Source organism: Candidatus Manganitrophus noduliformans (assembly GCF_012184425.1).
Lineage (GTDB): Bacteria > Nitrospirota > Nitrospiria > SBBL01 > Manganitrophaceae > Manganitrophus > Manganitrophus noduliformans.
In genome coordinates this window covers 1130298-1144294 of the sequence record NZ_VTOW01000001.1, presented here as the reverse complement: position 1 = coordinate 1144294, position 13997 = coordinate 1130298, and the positions used below count along the sequence as shown (strand labels likewise).

At 56.4% G+C, this 13997-nt stretch carries 16 protein-coding genes; all 16 read right to left on the bottom strand.

From position 1 onward, the window contains the following. Positions 1-31: 31 nt before the first annotated feature. The gene (locus MNODULE_RS05665; protein ID WP_168058478.1) at positions 32-448 is read right to left on the bottom strand and encodes a hypothetical protein; all 417 of its coding nucleotides are present in this window, start codon (positions 446-448) and stop codon (positions 32-34) included. Next, a complete protein-coding gene (locus tag MNODULE_RS05660) occupies positions 445-732 on the bottom strand; it encodes a hypothetical protein (protein WP_168058477.1) in 288 nt (95 codons plus the stop codon). The genes MNODULE_RS05665 and MNODULE_RS05660 overlap by 4 nt, the downstream gene beginning before the upstream one ends. A gap of 92 nt (positions 733-824) precedes the next feature. Next, positions 825-1172: a hypothetical protein gene (locus tag MNODULE_RS05655; RefSeq protein WP_168058476.1), complete on the bottom strand. Its 348-nt coding sequence runs from the start codon at positions 1170-1172 to the stop codon at positions 825-827. After that, positions 1169-2338 carry a hypothetical protein gene (locus tag MNODULE_RS05650; RefSeq protein ID WP_168058475.1) on the bottom strand — a complete coding sequence of 390 codons (1170 nt, stop codon included), beginning with the start codon at positions 2336-2338 and terminating at the stop codon, positions 1169-1171. Before MNODULE_RS05650 ends, MNODULE_RS05655 begins: the two co-directional genes overlap by 4 nt. A gap of 82 nt (positions 2339-2420) precedes the next feature. Further along, positions 2421-4088 carry an ATP-binding protein gene (locus MNODULE_RS05645; protein ID WP_168058474.1) on the bottom strand — a complete coding sequence of 556 codons (1668 nt, stop codon included), beginning with the start codon at positions 4086-4088 and terminating at the stop codon, positions 2421-2423. Between the two features lie 35 nt (positions 4089-4123). Then, on the bottom strand, positions 4124-6394 hold the full coding sequence (locus MNODULE_RS05640; protein ID WP_168058473.1) for a class I SAM-dependent methyltransferase: 2271 nt from the start codon (positions 6392-6394) through the stop codon (positions 4124-4126). A gap of 352 nt (positions 6395-6746) precedes the next feature. Then, positions 6747-7766 carry a hypothetical protein gene (locus MNODULE_RS05635; RefSeq protein ID WP_168058472.1) on the bottom strand — a complete coding sequence of 340 codons (1020 nt, stop codon included), beginning with the start codon at positions 7764-7766 and terminating at the stop codon, positions 6747-6749. 81 nt (positions 7767-7847) lie between these two features. Continuing rightward, positions 7848-8054 carry a hypothetical protein gene (locus MNODULE_RS05630; RefSeq protein ID WP_168058471.1) on the bottom strand — a complete coding sequence of 69 codons (207 nt, stop codon included), beginning with the start codon at positions 8052-8054 and terminating at the stop codon, positions 7848-7850. 13 nt (positions 8055-8067) lie between these two features. After that, positions 8068-8382: a hypothetical protein gene (locus tag MNODULE_RS05625; protein WP_168058470.1), complete on the bottom strand. Its 315-nt coding sequence runs from the start codon at positions 8380-8382 to the stop codon at positions 8068-8070. A gap of 1 nt (position 8383) precedes the next feature. Next, positions 8384-8578, bottom strand: a complete 195-nt coding sequence (locus MNODULE_RS05620) for a hypothetical protein (protein ID WP_168058469.1) — start codon at positions 8576-8578, stop codon at positions 8384-8386. A gap of 42 nt (positions 8579-8620) precedes the next feature. Next, complete coding sequence (locus tag MNODULE_RS05615) at positions 8621-9898, bottom strand: AAA family ATPase (RefSeq protein ID WP_168058468.1); 1278 nt, start codon at positions 9896-9898, stop codon at positions 8621-8623. Further along, entirely contained in the window at positions 9895-10056 is a 162-nt protein-coding gene (locus MNODULE_RS05610; RefSeq protein WP_168058467.1) for a hypothetical protein, read from the bottom strand. The genes MNODULE_RS05615 and MNODULE_RS05610 overlap by 4 nt, the downstream gene beginning before the upstream one ends. 98 nt (positions 10057-10154) lie before the next feature. Next, positions 10155-10571 (bottom strand): JAB domain-containing protein, encoded by a 417-nt coding sequence (locus MNODULE_RS05605; protein ID WP_168058466.1) that lies wholly within the window; start codon positions 10569-10571, stop codon positions 10155-10157. Between the two features lie 50 nt (positions 10572-10621). Then, positions 10622-11083, bottom strand: coding sequence for a hypothetical protein (locus tag MNODULE_RS05600; protein ID WP_168058465.1), 462 nt, complete (start codon positions 11081-11083; stop codon positions 10622-10624). A 29-nt stretch (positions 11084-11112) separates the two neighbouring features. After that, positions 11113-12966, bottom strand: coding sequence for an ATP-dependent helicase (locus MNODULE_RS05595; RefSeq protein ID WP_168058464.1), 1854 nt, complete (start codon positions 12964-12966; stop codon positions 11113-11115). Then, positions 12953-13957 carry a toprim domain-containing protein gene (locus tag MNODULE_RS05590; protein ID WP_168058463.1) on the bottom strand — a complete coding sequence of 335 codons (1005 nt, stop codon included), beginning with the start codon at positions 13955-13957 and terminating at the stop codon, positions 12953-12955. Before MNODULE_RS05590 ends, MNODULE_RS05595 begins: the two co-directional genes overlap by 14 nt. Positions 13958-13997: the final 40 nt, after the last annotated feature.

The window sequence follows — 13997 nt, the reverse complement described above, 5'->3', positions numbered from 1 at the left end:
CTCTGAAGATATCGGGTAGTACCTCCGTGTTCTAGATGACGCCGTGCTGCCGTTTGAAAACCTCAACGGCCTCATTCCACATCTCATCGCTCATGTCGGGGGGCCGGATCATCGTATCCTTGCAGCGATGGCAGCGGAAGCCTGGCTGTCCCGAAGAGATGTCGTATATGACTTGGTGTCCCGCGTCGTCCTGCGGCGGCAGGGGTAGCTCCAGCTTGGCGATAGACGCATCGGCCGCAGGTGCTTCCGCCTTGGAGAGCGCTGCGCGCGCTTTCTCCATCCACATTTCCAATGTCAGACGCGAGAACTTCAGATAGACGCTGCGCGCCCTCTTATCCGTATTTCTGGCCTCGGCATACCCCAGCATTTCCCGCAGCGCCGAAATCAGCTCTCCGACCGCCTCCGGATGCCGTGCTCCGGTGTTGTGGTCTCTTTTCTCCTCAATCATTTTTCCTCCCCTGGATAATGGCGTTCCAAATCCTTCAAACGCTCACAGCCCCTCCGATCCGAGCCGCAGAGATCGAAACCGAAGCATATGAGATTGGAGATGCACAGGAGGTGGTCTCCCTCCACCCGGATAATAGTCCCCCGATCGCGCAAGGCGCGGTAGCGCTTGTGGTGGATGAGTTTTCGGATGGTGAGCCCGGGTGGAGCGGGCTCATCGACGCCTGTCGCCGTCGGCGGCCTCAGAAGCCGCAGAACCTTGCGTTTTGATTTCGATGTGATTTTCATGTTCCCTCTATTCTTATTCCGTCTTATTGTTGGTCTGAAGTCAGGCTCAAGCTGAAAACAGGCGTGATGCAGCTTTCTTTCCCGCTTGGCGATCAGAAATTATCCCGGCGCGCGAGCAGATGCCCGTACCGACGTTGCATCTCCCGGGTTTCGAACTGATAAACACGGATTCGCTTTCGAATGTCCTCCAAACGATGGCGGTCCCTACACATCCATAATTGCCAGTCGGGATCGAATTTCCGGCCCCTCCCATCGAGGCCTCCATATTTGGTGATGCGACGGTCGAGGGCATTGATAAACTCCCTCCGCCAGGCCTGCAGATCCATCGGGCTGTCACTCCAGCGTATCTTGATTCGGCCGCCGGCGCGGGTAATCTCAAACGCCTTGCGGACAAATCTGAGATACTCTTTTACGAACGGATAGGTCCATTTCGTGTTCATCGCTCCTCCGGATAGCAGATCGTCACAACCCACCCTTCAGGGTGCCTCTCCGGAATGCCCCAGATTTCCCCCGTGGAATGCGGATAATGAATGATCCCCGAGATCCCTTTCCCGAAGCTCCGGGAGACCGATTCCAGGATGAGATGACAATCCGGAAGGGAAGCGACAGTGGCGGTGGCGACGAACCGCACGGATCTCGGCGCCGGTTTGTAATGCTCGTATTCCGGCGGGATGGGACAGCACTTCAATCGCAGGAACCGAAGCATCCATTCCACACCCCAATCCCCGCAATGGCCGCAATAGGCCATGCCGGAGACCTCATCACAGGAGGCGAGATAGGCCCGCGCCTCCTCGATCGTCGCCGGATCCTTTTCATAGCAGTTGGCGCAGAACGGGCAGATCGGATGATTACACGCAGGACAGGCCAACACCTCCGATCTTGGGATCGGTCGTTGATACTTCACAGTTCCTCCGTGAATCCCGCAATAAAACCCCTCTATCCGGATTAAGGACAGCACGGTCTTCTTCGATAAACACGACGCCTCCCGATAGAGAGATGCGATCTTCTCGTCGATGGCCCGGTCCAGGCCGTCCTTCGGATCAGGAGATCCGACGCCGCGGCCGGTCTTTCTTGCCAGTTCGTTGGCCTCCTCCATACATGCTTTAATCCGGTTCGCGACATCGGCCGGTATATGCCGGCTGTTTCCGGTCTGGATATAATGGCCGCTTTCATCCACCGGAGGATATTCGATCAGACTGAAACCGAGCGCCACGTCGGCGTCGTCACTTGGATCGACATGATCCCACAGCAGAGGCAGCTGGACGCCACTTTGGGTCTTCGTCAGTGTCGTTGTTAGAAATTCGATCTCCTCTTCCGAATAGGTCCTTCTTAATTCTTCCTCCCGCCCGGGAACCGGATTCTCCAACAACCATTTCGCAAGGTCGTCGCATCCGACACACTCTTTGATCTTCCGCCAATCCCGCGCAGGAAGATGTCCTTCGAGCCATTCCACAAAAGATTGCCTTCCCTCACCCCCGACCTTCGACTGCTGGATATAATATTCAGTCTCACGCTCGATGATCCGATCGAAATCCTCTTCCTTCAGCGCCTCGTACAGATTGCATCCCATTCGGTTCGTCAATTCGTACAAGAATTTCACTTCCACGATATTCCTCCATAAAATAAAGAGGGGCCCTACTCCTGTTTAAGGAGAGAGCCCCTCTTTGACTTTCCGGTTCTTTATGCGGTTATCGCAGTGCTTCCACCCGAATCGCCCCCTGCTTTGCCTCGACCACAAACCGGCCGCCTTCGAGCGCTTCCGCATAGTCCCGAAGGGCGCTTTGAATCAGAGCAGCCGGATCTCCCTTGATAATCGCGAGATTCGCACGGAAGTTCTCCATCGCGGCATCGAAGCCCGATTCGTCGAAATCGTCTCCATCGGTCTGGAAATAAAACGCCTGGTCGATCGGATAACCCCAGTCCAGCGGCCGATCGATGATCCAGAAGGTGTCGTTGAGGAAGGCGTCTTCCGTGATCTCCTTTGTCCCGTATCCTTCCAGGGTCAGGGAAAACTGTTTGCAGACCACCACCCGCTTTCCCCACCAGGCTCCTTCCGCCACGATGTCGCTCTGATTGGCCGATGCCGACACTTCGCGTTTGTAGAACGCCTCGATCTCCTCCCCGAAGGGGGATTTCGAGAACCAGTGATCCGGATCACTCCAGGTGTCCAGAATCGGAAAGCCGAACACATACATGGCGAAGAGATGATCGAGGGTCTCCTCCGATGGGTAGAGATTCGATCTGTCTTTCAGGAAGTACCGTTCCTTGCCGGCGGCGGGAATTTCCACAGGAGAGCCAAACGAATCCTCCTGATCCTCGTATTCGTAATGACGCAGATGCATCGGCGCGATCAGCTGGCCCCAGCGGGAGGCCGGAATCGGAAGATCCTGGATTACCTCATAACACCCCCACTCCAGAAGGCATTCGAAATACTTCTGTGCCTCTCCCGAGGCTTTGATGTGATTCGCGGCGGCTTTCACCACCTTCTCTTGTAGCGTTTTGACTCTCTCCGATGTGTTGGTCGACTGATACAACCTGTCCCGGTCCGGCACCCGCACACGCCATCGATCGCCGGACAGATGCATGTAGACCCGCAGGCCGCTGCGGGAGAAGTTCGGCCAGGTCCGCAAACCGTCTTCCGCATTTGAGATGACCAGGCCCTGCAGGAAAGTTACCCCTTTTGTGGTAGAGTCGAACTCCGGGTTCAATTCCACCAGAGCCACCCCGTCCGGAAGATCGAACCGAAGCCCTCTCCAGACATCCAGCGCGAAAGGCCGCCGGAGCTGCTCGGTATTCAGATACACGGGGACCGGGAATCCGCGGACGATCGCTTCCAGAGACTCTTTGAGCCTCTCGAAAAACTGCTTCATCCCTTGCGGTGATCCATCCCGATCCCCATCGATGATCGATTTCTTCAGATGCAGGATGATCGATGTTCCGGACTGGATTTCGCACGTCTGCAACGTGATCGGCTCGCCCGAGAGAATCCGGCCGCTGTGCAGCACCGCGCGCTGTCCCCGGGATCGGATCTCGACCGTCACGGCGGCATAGAGAGCCGCATAGAACCCCATTCCGAACGGGTTCTCTTGCTCGATCACCTCCGGCTCCCATCCGGAACTACCCAGGGTGAGAAGCGCCTGGAAATCCGAGACGCCGGATCCGTTGTCATCGATCCTAAAATAGTTCGGGTCGCTCCGGTCGGTATGGATGTTGATCCGGGTGGCTCCGGCGCGCCGGGTGTTTTGCAGAAGCTCCCGAATCCAGATCCGCTCCCCGGAGAAGACCTCCCCGAAATTCTTCATCATGGCATTCAGATTCACATCGATCTTAATCGATCGATTCTCTTCGGTTTGCATCCACTACCTCCTTGATTTTCATCTATCAAATCCGGTTATCCGACGACGGGTTGGACCTTTCTCTTCGGCGCCGTTCCATCACCGGACAGAATCCGCTGAGCCTTTTGCATGACGGCGATGGCCTCCTCCGTCTTTTGAACCAGGTTCCCGATCCGCTTTTGTGTCAGACCACCGGAGTTGAAATCCCTCAGATACCTCTGATACTGCTCCTGGATGGCCATCAAATCGAGCGCGGATAGCGCTTCATTCTTCTGCCTGACTTTCACCACATCCTGCTCCGCCAGAACGATTAGAAGCCGTGCTAACTCCGCCGCCAGAGGGTTTCCTGAATCCACCAGAGAAAGAATCCTCTGTCTCTCCGGCAAAGCCCCCTCGATCAAGTCCTGCCGCCAGGGCTCTCCCAGGGCAGATGCGAATTCGGCGCTCGCAGCTCGACTGATCGTATTGAACTGCGCCACATGTGTTGTAAGAAGAAGCCGCCTTCCCCGAATCTTTCCGAGGATCTCCTTTTGCTCCGCCTCCGGGAATGATTCCAGGAGTTCCGCGATCTCTTTCTCTGAAAGCAGATAGAGCGAGAGCGGATACGGCGCCTGTTTCAGAACCGGGTGTGCGGCATCGAAAGAGATCCCGTTGAAGGGGCCATGCCGCTCTGCGATCTCACGCAGGGCCAGGGCAGGGTAGATGGCAGAGAGGATGTAGAACCGGGAGAAGAAGCGATCGGAAGAAGAGAGAATCGCGCGGAAGGCCCTCTTCACTTCGACCGCCACGTCGGAGGAGAAAGATGTCTTTTTTCTCTTCTTCGAGAAAATCTCCCGAAGCGGGTTGGTCCGAAGCGCTTTCTCGATCTCCTTTCCGACCGGAATATTCCATCTCTTCCCCAGTTCTGCCATCCAGTTGCTCAGATCCTCGAATGTCCCGATCTGATGAAACCGCTTATCGTTGACCTCTTCGATCCACTTCTCAAACTGGCCCGCCTCATCGACATCGTATCGCCGCTTCGCGGAAGCCCGCTTCGCCTCTAAGTAAGCGCGTAAGCCCTCTTTCATTCGGCCGAAGATCCGAAGCAAGTTTGCCGATTGCATCATCCGCAAGGAAGGACCGAGCAGCTGGCGCTCCAAGCTCTTCCATCGCGAGGAGGAAAGGCACAAATCGACGAAAGAAGCTAGCTGCTCATGGTGGATCTGGATGATCGCGCACTCTGAAAAAACGCTCTGCTTTCCGTTGGCCTCTCTTGAGGAGAGGAAGACATTGATCGAGATGAAACATTCCGCCCGGATCTGTCTCTTCTCCGTGAGACCCTCTCCATCGAACTGGTAGGCCGGCATCGAGACAGGAACCAGCTCGGCATCGTTATGGGAGAACGGCTGGCCGGTGATCGCCAGGATCATCATCGGGTGGCTGACGTGCCCCGACGCATGGCGAACTCTTTTGAAGTTGCGGGACCGCGCGGAGGTGATCAGGATCGAAATCCCCCCTTCCCGCAGCTTCATCGGCAGGATCTGGCGGGTGTAGGCGGCCACAGAGAATCCCTGCGGATTCCTCGACAGCCCCATCGCCCGAAACTGCCCACCGCTCTTCGGGTGATCGAAGGTATACGGCGGGTTGGCGATCAGCAGATCGAAGAGATGATCCGGCAGATGGGTCATCAGATCGAACGCATGGGATTTTAAAATAACGCAATTCTTCAACGAAGGGATCGTCTCCCTTTCCCGGCAGGCGGTGGCACACGCCGAAGGATCCACCATCGTGGTCACCTCCGTGATCTCCGCGGAGATCGGATTGAGATCGTTCGCGACAATGAAAAAGCCCGGATGATGCACCATCGGCCGGATCAGGCCCCCCTTTCCGACGTTCGGCTCCAGGACATTGATCTGCTGACCCGGGATGGCCGAGAGAGGAGTCAGCCGAAGAAGGTGCTGGAAGACCTCCGGGGAGTAGTATGCGCCGTTTCCTTCGTCGGAATTTAAAGATCTCCCGGCAGATTCGAAGACGCCTCTTGCGCCCAACTCCTCTTCCAGCTCTTGAATCTCTTCCAGAAAGTGGTCCATGCGAGTCGCGGATAGTTCTCCTGAAGAGAACTGCCTCGCCTGGCTTCTCAATGATTCGGCCAGAGGCGCGACTCTCGAGGGAAATTCCGACTCAAGGAGCACATATAGACCTGCAAGCAGCAGCTTTCTTTGAGCGGCCGGGGGCTGCTGATCCCGGATATAGGTCAGTTGCGCCCGAATCAGATCGGGGCTAATGGCGAGTCCCCCCTCGCCGGAATAATCGAGATAAAGCCTCTGCTGGGCGGTCGCCATCCGCATCCAAGCCTCATACAACGCGGGACTGGGGCTCCTTTTCGATTTCGCAATCAATTCGTTTAATCCAGACCTGATGGCCAGGAGTTGATTTACCGCGGCGATATACCGCACGATCCGCTCCTCACTTCCGTTAAAATCCGTCACCCACGCGGAAGGTGCCAGTGGGTAGGAGAGAAACGGGTAAACCTCCGTCTTATCCTGAATATCAGATGGGGTGTAAAACGTCGATTGTGATTCTTGTGATTGCAACACCGGTCCATCCAACAAAGAGAACAGACCCAACTGTTCGGTCATAGATCCTTATCTCCATAGAAAAGGGATCCGGAGGGTGGCCTCCGGATCCCACTTCATCAGTTTATGAAATTTCGCAAGGGCCGGGATCTTCATCGGAGAGGAGGATCCGCCGGGTAGGCTGCTTTCCGACCATGGCATCGAGGCTCTGCTTGACCTCGTTAAAACCCTTTTGAAGGGTTCTCCTCAGATCCTGATCATTTGAGAGGGCCTTGGCATCGATTCCCGCGAGGAGTTCTTTCGCCCGATCGACAAGCTGCGCGAGTTCGGCATCATTGGTGATATTTCGCGCCGCGAACACTCCGAGAAAATCGGTAATCTGGCTAAGAAGTTTCGTTCTGAACGTCTTTTGCTTTCCATCGCTTCGAGGGTTCAATCCATTGATCAACCGATCCACAAATTCTAAAAGACCGAGACGGAGCACCTGGCGCACTTCTTGCGTCGCCTCCGCCCACATCGACTGGGCCTTATTTTGTTCCCTCTGAAAGATCAATGGGCTCGCTTCCCGCAGATTGTCGGGCACCCCGAAGGTAATGTATCGAACGACCATACTGAACAATTCTTCCAACTGCTCGGCGGAAGGATAATCGCTCGGGTTAAAGAGACCCCCCAGCGGCCTCTGCGATTCCCGCACGATCTGGGGAAACTTCCCCGCCAAAACCCGCACCAATCCTTTCCGCTGCTCCGCCAAATTACTCAGCGCCCGGTCGACCTCCTCAATCAGCGGTATCGGAAGAAGGTAAGCCCCCTTGCGCAGCAGAGAGGGAAGACAGCGCGTTTGCAGGTACTTTCCGATCTTCCGATCGATCCGGCAGATCGCATCATACTCGGGAGATTTAAAGAGCACTTTCAGAATGCGGACCATCTGCGGATCCGCGTCGACCTGAACCGGATCTCGGGGTGTCTGCTCCGGGAAAGGAAGGGTGTTTCCCTCATTTTTTAAGATGCGGCTGATCTTCTCTCGCCGGACGGTGCGATGGACACCCAGTTTTCGCAATGAAACCAAAAGGCAGACAGAACGGTTGAGAAGATCGGAGCCGAGGCTTGCGCGGGTCTGATCTTCCATCGTTGTAAACGTCACCATTTTTTCCTCCTGGAAAAAACCGGCGGGCTCTCCGCCGGGCTGAAGGTATCTTCTCAGATAGGCTTTTCGTCGATAGCAAGGCTACGATTTCTGTTTCTGATCAGCCCGCTGACGGTGGATGTGAACCTCGCCGCGGCGTCGGAGCGCCTCAATCTTTCCACCGCTATGCTGAGCGATGAACCTGAAGAATTCATCGGCGGCTTTGTGGTTTGAGACACCGATCTTGCCGCTGACGGTCTTGATCGTGCCATCCTCAAGGATTTCTATTTCGAGAATGTCATCGGCCATGGAGGATACTCCTTTATCTTCTTCTTAAGGCCAGGAAACGGTTCTCTCCGGTTCGCTTGAGTTGAAATCCAAAGCGTTTGGCGGCCGCGATGACGATCTGTCTGGAGTAGGCCTGCTTGATCCGGTCAATGAGGCCCTCACTTCCTCGCGGGACGATGATCCGACCGTCTTCAAAGAAGATCCGAATACCATCGAGAGCCGCCGAAACGAGTCTTCCGCCTCGATAAGTCGCTTTGTATGAGCCGAGGCTGCCAAGGGCCTGAACAAGGAGAGGCGTATTCTCCGCTTTAAATTCGATGCTGCTGGTCTGGACTGTGTCGCAAGGCATTTTAATCCTCCGGGGTCACGCTCACCTGGCGCCGGGGGCCGGCCAAAGCGGTCTGTCGCTCCATCCGGTAGACGCCGGGGTCGCTCGCTGAAAGAAACTTTCCATCGGCCAGGGTGCGAAGCTTCTGAAGAATATCGGAATCGGATCGGACAATCGGGACAATGGAGCTCGCTGCTTCCTTAAGCGACCATCTCAATCTCCAGGCGATGTCGCAGCAGCGTCTGATTTCATCTCCGGTCTACCCCTTATCATTTGGGAGAGGCTGGGGATCGAGATTGTAGGCCTTCAGATAAATCTCCCAGATCTTCTTTCTCTCCTCCGCTGAAGGAAGGTCGAAGAAGAAGGTCCCAAGAGAAAAGCGCCGGCGAAGTTCGGGGGGAAGCGCTCCGATAGAATTGCAGGTCGCGATAAAGAGGACCGCGTTATCGGAAACCGCTGTGACCACACGCAACGCCCGCCGCATGTTCTCCTCGGAGGAGCCGACATAGGCGGTCTTCATCCCGCTCATGTCGAATGTGATCGTCGGAATGTCGGCCTCTCTTCCGGCCGCTTTGGCGACGACCGATTTCGCCGTTCCCCCCGGGCCGATGAAGATCAACCCGGTGGTCTGCCGGTCGGACATGTAGGTCAGAAGGGTCCCGAGCATCGCCTGGGAAACACCGGAAGTGTCACCGGCCACCCCGCCGAGATGCTTTTCAATCTCGTCGATGAAGACGATCGCGCGCGGGGCCGCGTTGCCAAAGAGGATGCGGGTCAAGAACTCCTTGACATAGGTGACGCCGCCGATATTCGAGAATCGCTCCGGGCCGTCCCAGACGGAGAGACCGGGGGTCTGCCGGATCATCTGCCGTTTTCGATCCCAGAGATCGGAAATCCGGACCCCCTTTTTGGTCAGACTCATCGCGGCAACCTGCTCCGCCGGGAAGGCGGCGAGGCCCCGGATCGCGTTCACCGCCCGCTCCAGCGTCTTGGGGTCGGGCTCCGGGACGTCCGCTGCGGCATGCACCTCTCGAATGATCCGGGCGAGGTCTTCGGCCGATGGAAGCGGCTCTTCCAGAAGGAGCACATCCTGACTCAGCTCTGCCGGCAGGGTCAGCTCCGGAGCCAGCAGGACGAGCATCCGGTTATCCCGCTTGAATTGATCGCGCAGGTTCCAGATCGCTTGCGAGACCCCCTCCCCCTGAAGAAGCCGATGCGCCATGTGAAAGAACAAGATGGTCCCTTCCGGGAGCTTCTCGGCTCGGGTCAGCGCGTCGATGGGGTTGTTGGTGAGGGCCTCTGCTCCCAGCAGTCCACCCTCGGAGGCGCCGCCTGATACGGCCGCATTGACCGCATCGATTCCTTTTTCGTTGATGCCAAGCATGCCACGGATGATATCCCACCCAACGAGGGGACTGTCGGCCGCCGACTTCTGGATGGCGCTGATCGTTTCGGCCGGATCCGCGGTGATGATCGCCGCCAGAGGAACGGAAACCCGGCGGGCGGCGCGTAGCTGCTCTATTAATGATGTCGTCATCGTCGCTCTCCTTCGAGCTGTCCTTCCTTCCAGAAAACCGGCGCCCCCGAAACGATCAGGACTTCCTTGCCGAGCGTCTCGAAGGCCCGTTCGGGCTCCACGGTCTGGACATACAGCGCGGGATACCCCGCGCGAAGATACGATTTGAACTCAGGCATCAGTCTCTTCCTCCTGTTACTCATACCCGTAAAAAACGGAGGTCCCGTGGGAACAACCCCCACAGGACCTCCTTGGATGTCTCGTCGTTTATGGCGTTTTATTTATGCAGGATCGATTCGATCCGGTCTCCCCCTACGATTAAGGAATCGATCAGCCTCATCCCCATCAACTCCCCCGCTTCTCTGAGCCGCCTGCTGATTTGTTGATCCTCCTTCGATGGGGTCGGATCTCCGCTTGGATGATTGTGGATAAACATGATTTGCGCCGCGCCGGCAAGCAGCGCGACAGTGAACACGACCCGGGGATCGATGATACACAGGCTGATGCCGCCGACCGACAGGGAATGAATATGCGTCGGCACGTTCTTGTTATCCAAGCAGACGACCAGCGCCTCCTCCCGGTCATGGAACCGGTAGTAGCGCTTGAGCATCGCATGAACATCTTCTCTGTCTCTGACTCGTGTCGCCCATGGGGGACGGGCCTCTTTGACCAGCTTCACTCTGACCCATTGCATCCAGCTTTATCTCCTTGTTGGATTTCACTTGACGACACTGCAAGGGGCGCCTATCCCTTCGGAAGCGCCTTCCCTTCAGCCCTTTGTTGTATATGAAGGATGCTGCCTCCCAGAATCTTTTTCGTCAGATGCATTTTCTGTAAGATCTCATCTAGGAATTTCGCCTGCTTGATTCGATACACCTCCGCAGGCAAATAACCGACCTCCCCCTCCGGGATCGTTTTCAGGAGCGCCTCTGTCCCCACGATCCAGACTTTGTCGTTTAATCGCTTGCTATGGATGAGCACTTTGACCTGTTCTAGGCTCTGCAGATAAACAAGAACGTCTTGCCTCTTTTCCTGGATCCGCCTTTGCAGGTCCTCTTTCATCGCTTCTCTCGCCAAGACCTCGTCATCCGAAACCGGGAGGGGGTCCAACACGATCAGATCCTGATCCCGGATGATCGGATTGAATCCCGCCTCCCATGCTTCCCGGACAAGCGGGTGAATGTCCTTCAGAACATTTTGGGTCATCGCGTTCCTCCACACCCTTTATTTTTTTGTCAGACCTGCGACTTCGGACTGAGCATCCGTCCCATCTCGTCGACAAAGTACGATCGCTGCCGCACTTCGTTCTGGATATACCGGGCATGCGTGATATAGAGCCGCTCTTTCGCCCGGGTCACCCCCACAAACATCAGCCGGCGCTCTTCTTCCAGATTCCCCTTCACATGCGGGATGTTTCCCTGAAAAGCCCCGATCAGAAAGACCACCCGAAACTCCAGGCCCTTCGCCCCGTGAAGCGTGATCAGCCGAATTCCTCCCTTCTCCTTCGGGGTCCCGCCCTGGATCGCCGAGATCGCCATTTCGTTAATGAAATTGGTCAGACTCGGTCCGGATGACAGCTCGAATTGATCGGCCATCTGGGCGAGATCTTTGAGATGACCGAGCCGCTTTTCGTAATCTGAAGGTCCTCTTGAGATTTTCTGCAGATGAGAGAGGTAGTCGAACTCCTTCGCGGCCGCCCGCATCAGATCCGAAATGCACAGCTGCTCCATTCTGGGACGGAGTTGATCCAGCCGGGTCAACGCCTCTTGCAGACTTTTGGAAGCTTCTCCCTGCAGATACTGATGCTCAATCGCCAGCTCCGCCGCCCGATAGAGGCTGACTTCGTTTTGCTCCGCGATATCTTCGAGCAGATCGATCGCCCGGGCGGTGATTCCGGGCGTCAATTTGAAAATCCGCTCCAGCGCGGGAGAGTTCTCCGGCAGCGCGACGGCCGTGATCAGCGCCATCATGTCGCGCACCTCCCGCAGCTCGTAGAAGGAGCGCTCCCCCATCTTCCGGCAGGGAATATTCATCTTTTTCAACGACGCTTCGACGATCGCAAGCGGCGCATGCCGTCTCCCCAGGACGGCGATCTCATCGGAAGGGACCCCCTGGGCCTGAAGGGCGAGGACCTCCTGCGCCACGAAATCCCCCTCCTCCGTTTCGGATCCGAATCCTCTGACCTCCAGATGCCCTTCCGCTTCTTGAGCGCAGACGAGCTCCTTCTCAAACCGCTTCAAATTATTCCTGATCAGAGAAGAGGCCGCTTCCAGTAAGATCCGGGGAAGACGGTAGCTCTTCTTCAGCGTGATGATCTTCGGAGAGAAATCGGCGACGAACAGGGCGATAACCTCCGGGGTCGATGACCGGAACGAGTAGATCGACTGGTCGTCGTCCCCGACCACGGCGATCCCGCGTTCCCGTCCCAGGTGGGAGATCAGCTGATATTGGGCCGGATCACTGTCCTGGAACTCGTCGATGATGATGTGACGCCATTGATCCCTCGCCTCCGCCAGGGTGTTGGGGTCCTCTTTCAATAGCTTCAGACAGAGATAGATCAGATCGTTGAAATCGATACACCCCTGGGATCGCATCTTCTCCTGATAGGCGTTGAAGATCTCCGGAAATGGGTGGGATTCGGAGGCAAGCTGCTCCTCCGGTTTGGCCTTTGACTTGATCCGGGCGATCGTTCCGGCCAGCTCTCTAATATCGAGCAAGGCCTCGTTCAATCCAATCTCGCGGATGCAATCTTTGAGGATTTTATTGCTCTGTTCCATCGAGGCGATATTGAAGGCGGTATTGTATCCGAGTTTGTGGATGTGACTTCTCAGCAGTTGTGCGCAGGTCCCGTGGATCGTACGGATCCAGGAGAGGCGCTTTCCGGTCAGGGAGAGAACCCGGTCTCTCATCGCCTGGGAGGCTTTGTTGGTAAAAGTGATCGCCAGGATTTTCTCCGGATCTTCTCCCTCCCCGATCAATGCGGCGATCCGGTGGGCGATCGTCTCGGTCTTTCCGGTTCCGGGGCCCGCCAGAATCAATAACGGGACATCCCGGGTCAAAACGGCTTCCTTCTGTTCATCGTTGAGCAACAGTCCCCTCCTTCCCATACAGCAGCGCCGCATCCAGGTAACAGTCGTTCACGTCTTTCCCATCCGGAAGATCGAGTTTTAGATGGGTAATCCCCCGCTTGCTGAATTGTTCCGCCAAATAGGCCGACGCCTCACAACCGGCTGGATCGGAATCCAAGCTGAGCACGACCCGTTTCCCAGTGAGCAGATCGAGCCACTCTTCTCTGAAACTCCCGGTCCCCGGGATCCCGACGGCGGGGTAGCCCCCTTGCAAGAGGGTCAGCGTGTCGATCTCCCCTTCACAAAGGTAGAGGTCCCGGGTCGATTCGATGATCTCCTGGTTGTAGAAGATCCGCGCCCGCTCCGTCATGACGAACCGGCTGACCCCCCGCTCCTTCGCTTCCGCTTTCGTCAGAAGGCAGCGCCCCTTGATCGCATGGACACGTCCTTCCAGCCGATACGGGAAGAGCAGAAAGCTTAAACCCTCTTTCGCGAAGAGATAGAACCGGGTGAGGCCTGCCGCCCTCAGGCGGCTTCGCCCGAATCTTCGGCTCATCCTCCAAAAGAGATTCCGGTAATCTTCCGGACGGAGGAAGCCGACCCCCATCTTCCGCGCGATCTCGGTCCGGATCCCTCTGCCCGCCAGGTAGTTGACCCCTTCCTTTTCCAAGGGGGCTTCCGATAAAAGGGCTTGAAGGATCTCGTTTCTCTCTTCCGCTCCGATCTCCGGTTTCCTCTCCGATCTCTTTGGAACAGATACACTCCTTCCGCAGAGATATTCCAATGCCTCATGAAAGGGGACATTCAAAACCTGCATCACCAGGTCGATCACCGATCCGCCGACTTGCGGACAGACGTAGCAGCGAAAGGTGTTCTTCTCGATGTTGAAACGAAGAGAGGGATTTCGGTCGGGCTGATGCGCGAAGCAGTGCGCCGACCGGCCTTTTATTTTCAGCCCAAGCTTCTCCGCGACATTTAAGATCGGAATCGATTTGATCTCCTTGAGTTCCATCTTCCTCCTGAAAAAGGAGGCCCCGAAGGATTCGGGAGCC

What these genes read in the sequence shown, in the direction of transcription:
- MNODULE_RS05665 (WP_168058478.1), bottom strand. Translation starts at nt 448, where the DNA reads ATGATTGAGGAGAAAAGAGACCACAACACCGGAGCACGGCATCCGGAG.
- MNODULE_RS05660 (WP_168058477.1), bottom strand. Translation starts at nt 732, where the DNA reads ATGAAAATCACATCGAAATCAAAACGCAAGGTTCTGCGGCTTCTGAGG.
- MNODULE_RS05655 (WP_168058476.1), bottom strand. Translation starts at nt 1,172, where the DNA reads ATGAACACGAAATGGACCTATCCGTTCGTAAAAGAGTATCTCAGATTT.
- MNODULE_RS05645 (WP_168058474.1), bottom strand. Translation starts at nt 4,088, where the DNA reads ATGCAAACCGAAGAGAATCGATCGATTAAGATCGATGTGAATCTGAAT.
- MNODULE_RS05640 (WP_168058473.1), bottom strand. Translation starts at nt 6,394, where the DNA reads ATGCGGATGGCGACCGCCCAGCAGAGGCTTTATCTCGATTATTCCGGC.
- MNODULE_RS05635 (WP_168058472.1), bottom strand. Translation starts at nt 7,766, where the DNA reads ATGGTGACGTTTACAACGATGGAAGATCAGACCCGCGCAAGCCTCGGC.
- MNODULE_RS05630 (WP_168058471.1), bottom strand. Translation starts at nt 8,054, where the DNA reads ATGGCCGATGACATTCTCGAAATAGAAATCCTTGAGGATGGCACGATC.
- MNODULE_RS05625 (WP_168058470.1), bottom strand. Translation starts at nt 8,382, where the DNA reads ATGCCTTGCGACACAGTCCAGACCAGCAGCATCGAATTTAAAGCGGAG.
- MNODULE_RS05615 (WP_168058468.1), bottom strand. Translation starts at nt 9,898, where the DNA reads ATGACGACATCATTAATAGAGCAGCTACGCGCCGCCCGCCGGGTTTCC.
- MNODULE_RS05610 (WP_168058467.1), bottom strand. Translation starts at nt 10,056, where the DNA reads ATGCCTGAGTTCAAATCGTATCTTCGCGCGGGGTATCCCGCGCTGTAT.
- MNODULE_RS05605 (WP_168058466.1), bottom strand. Translation starts at nt 10,571, where the DNA reads ATGCAATGGGTCAGAGTGAAGCTGGTCAAAGAGGCCCGTCCCCCATGG.
- MNODULE_RS05600 (WP_168058465.1), bottom strand. Translation starts at nt 11,083, where the DNA reads ATGACCCAAAATGTTCTGAAGGACATTCACCCGCTTGTCCGGGAAGCA.
- MNODULE_RS05590 (WP_168058463.1), bottom strand. Translation starts at nt 13,957, where the DNA reads ATGGAACTCAAGGAGATCAAATCGATTCCGATCTTAAATGTCGCGGAG.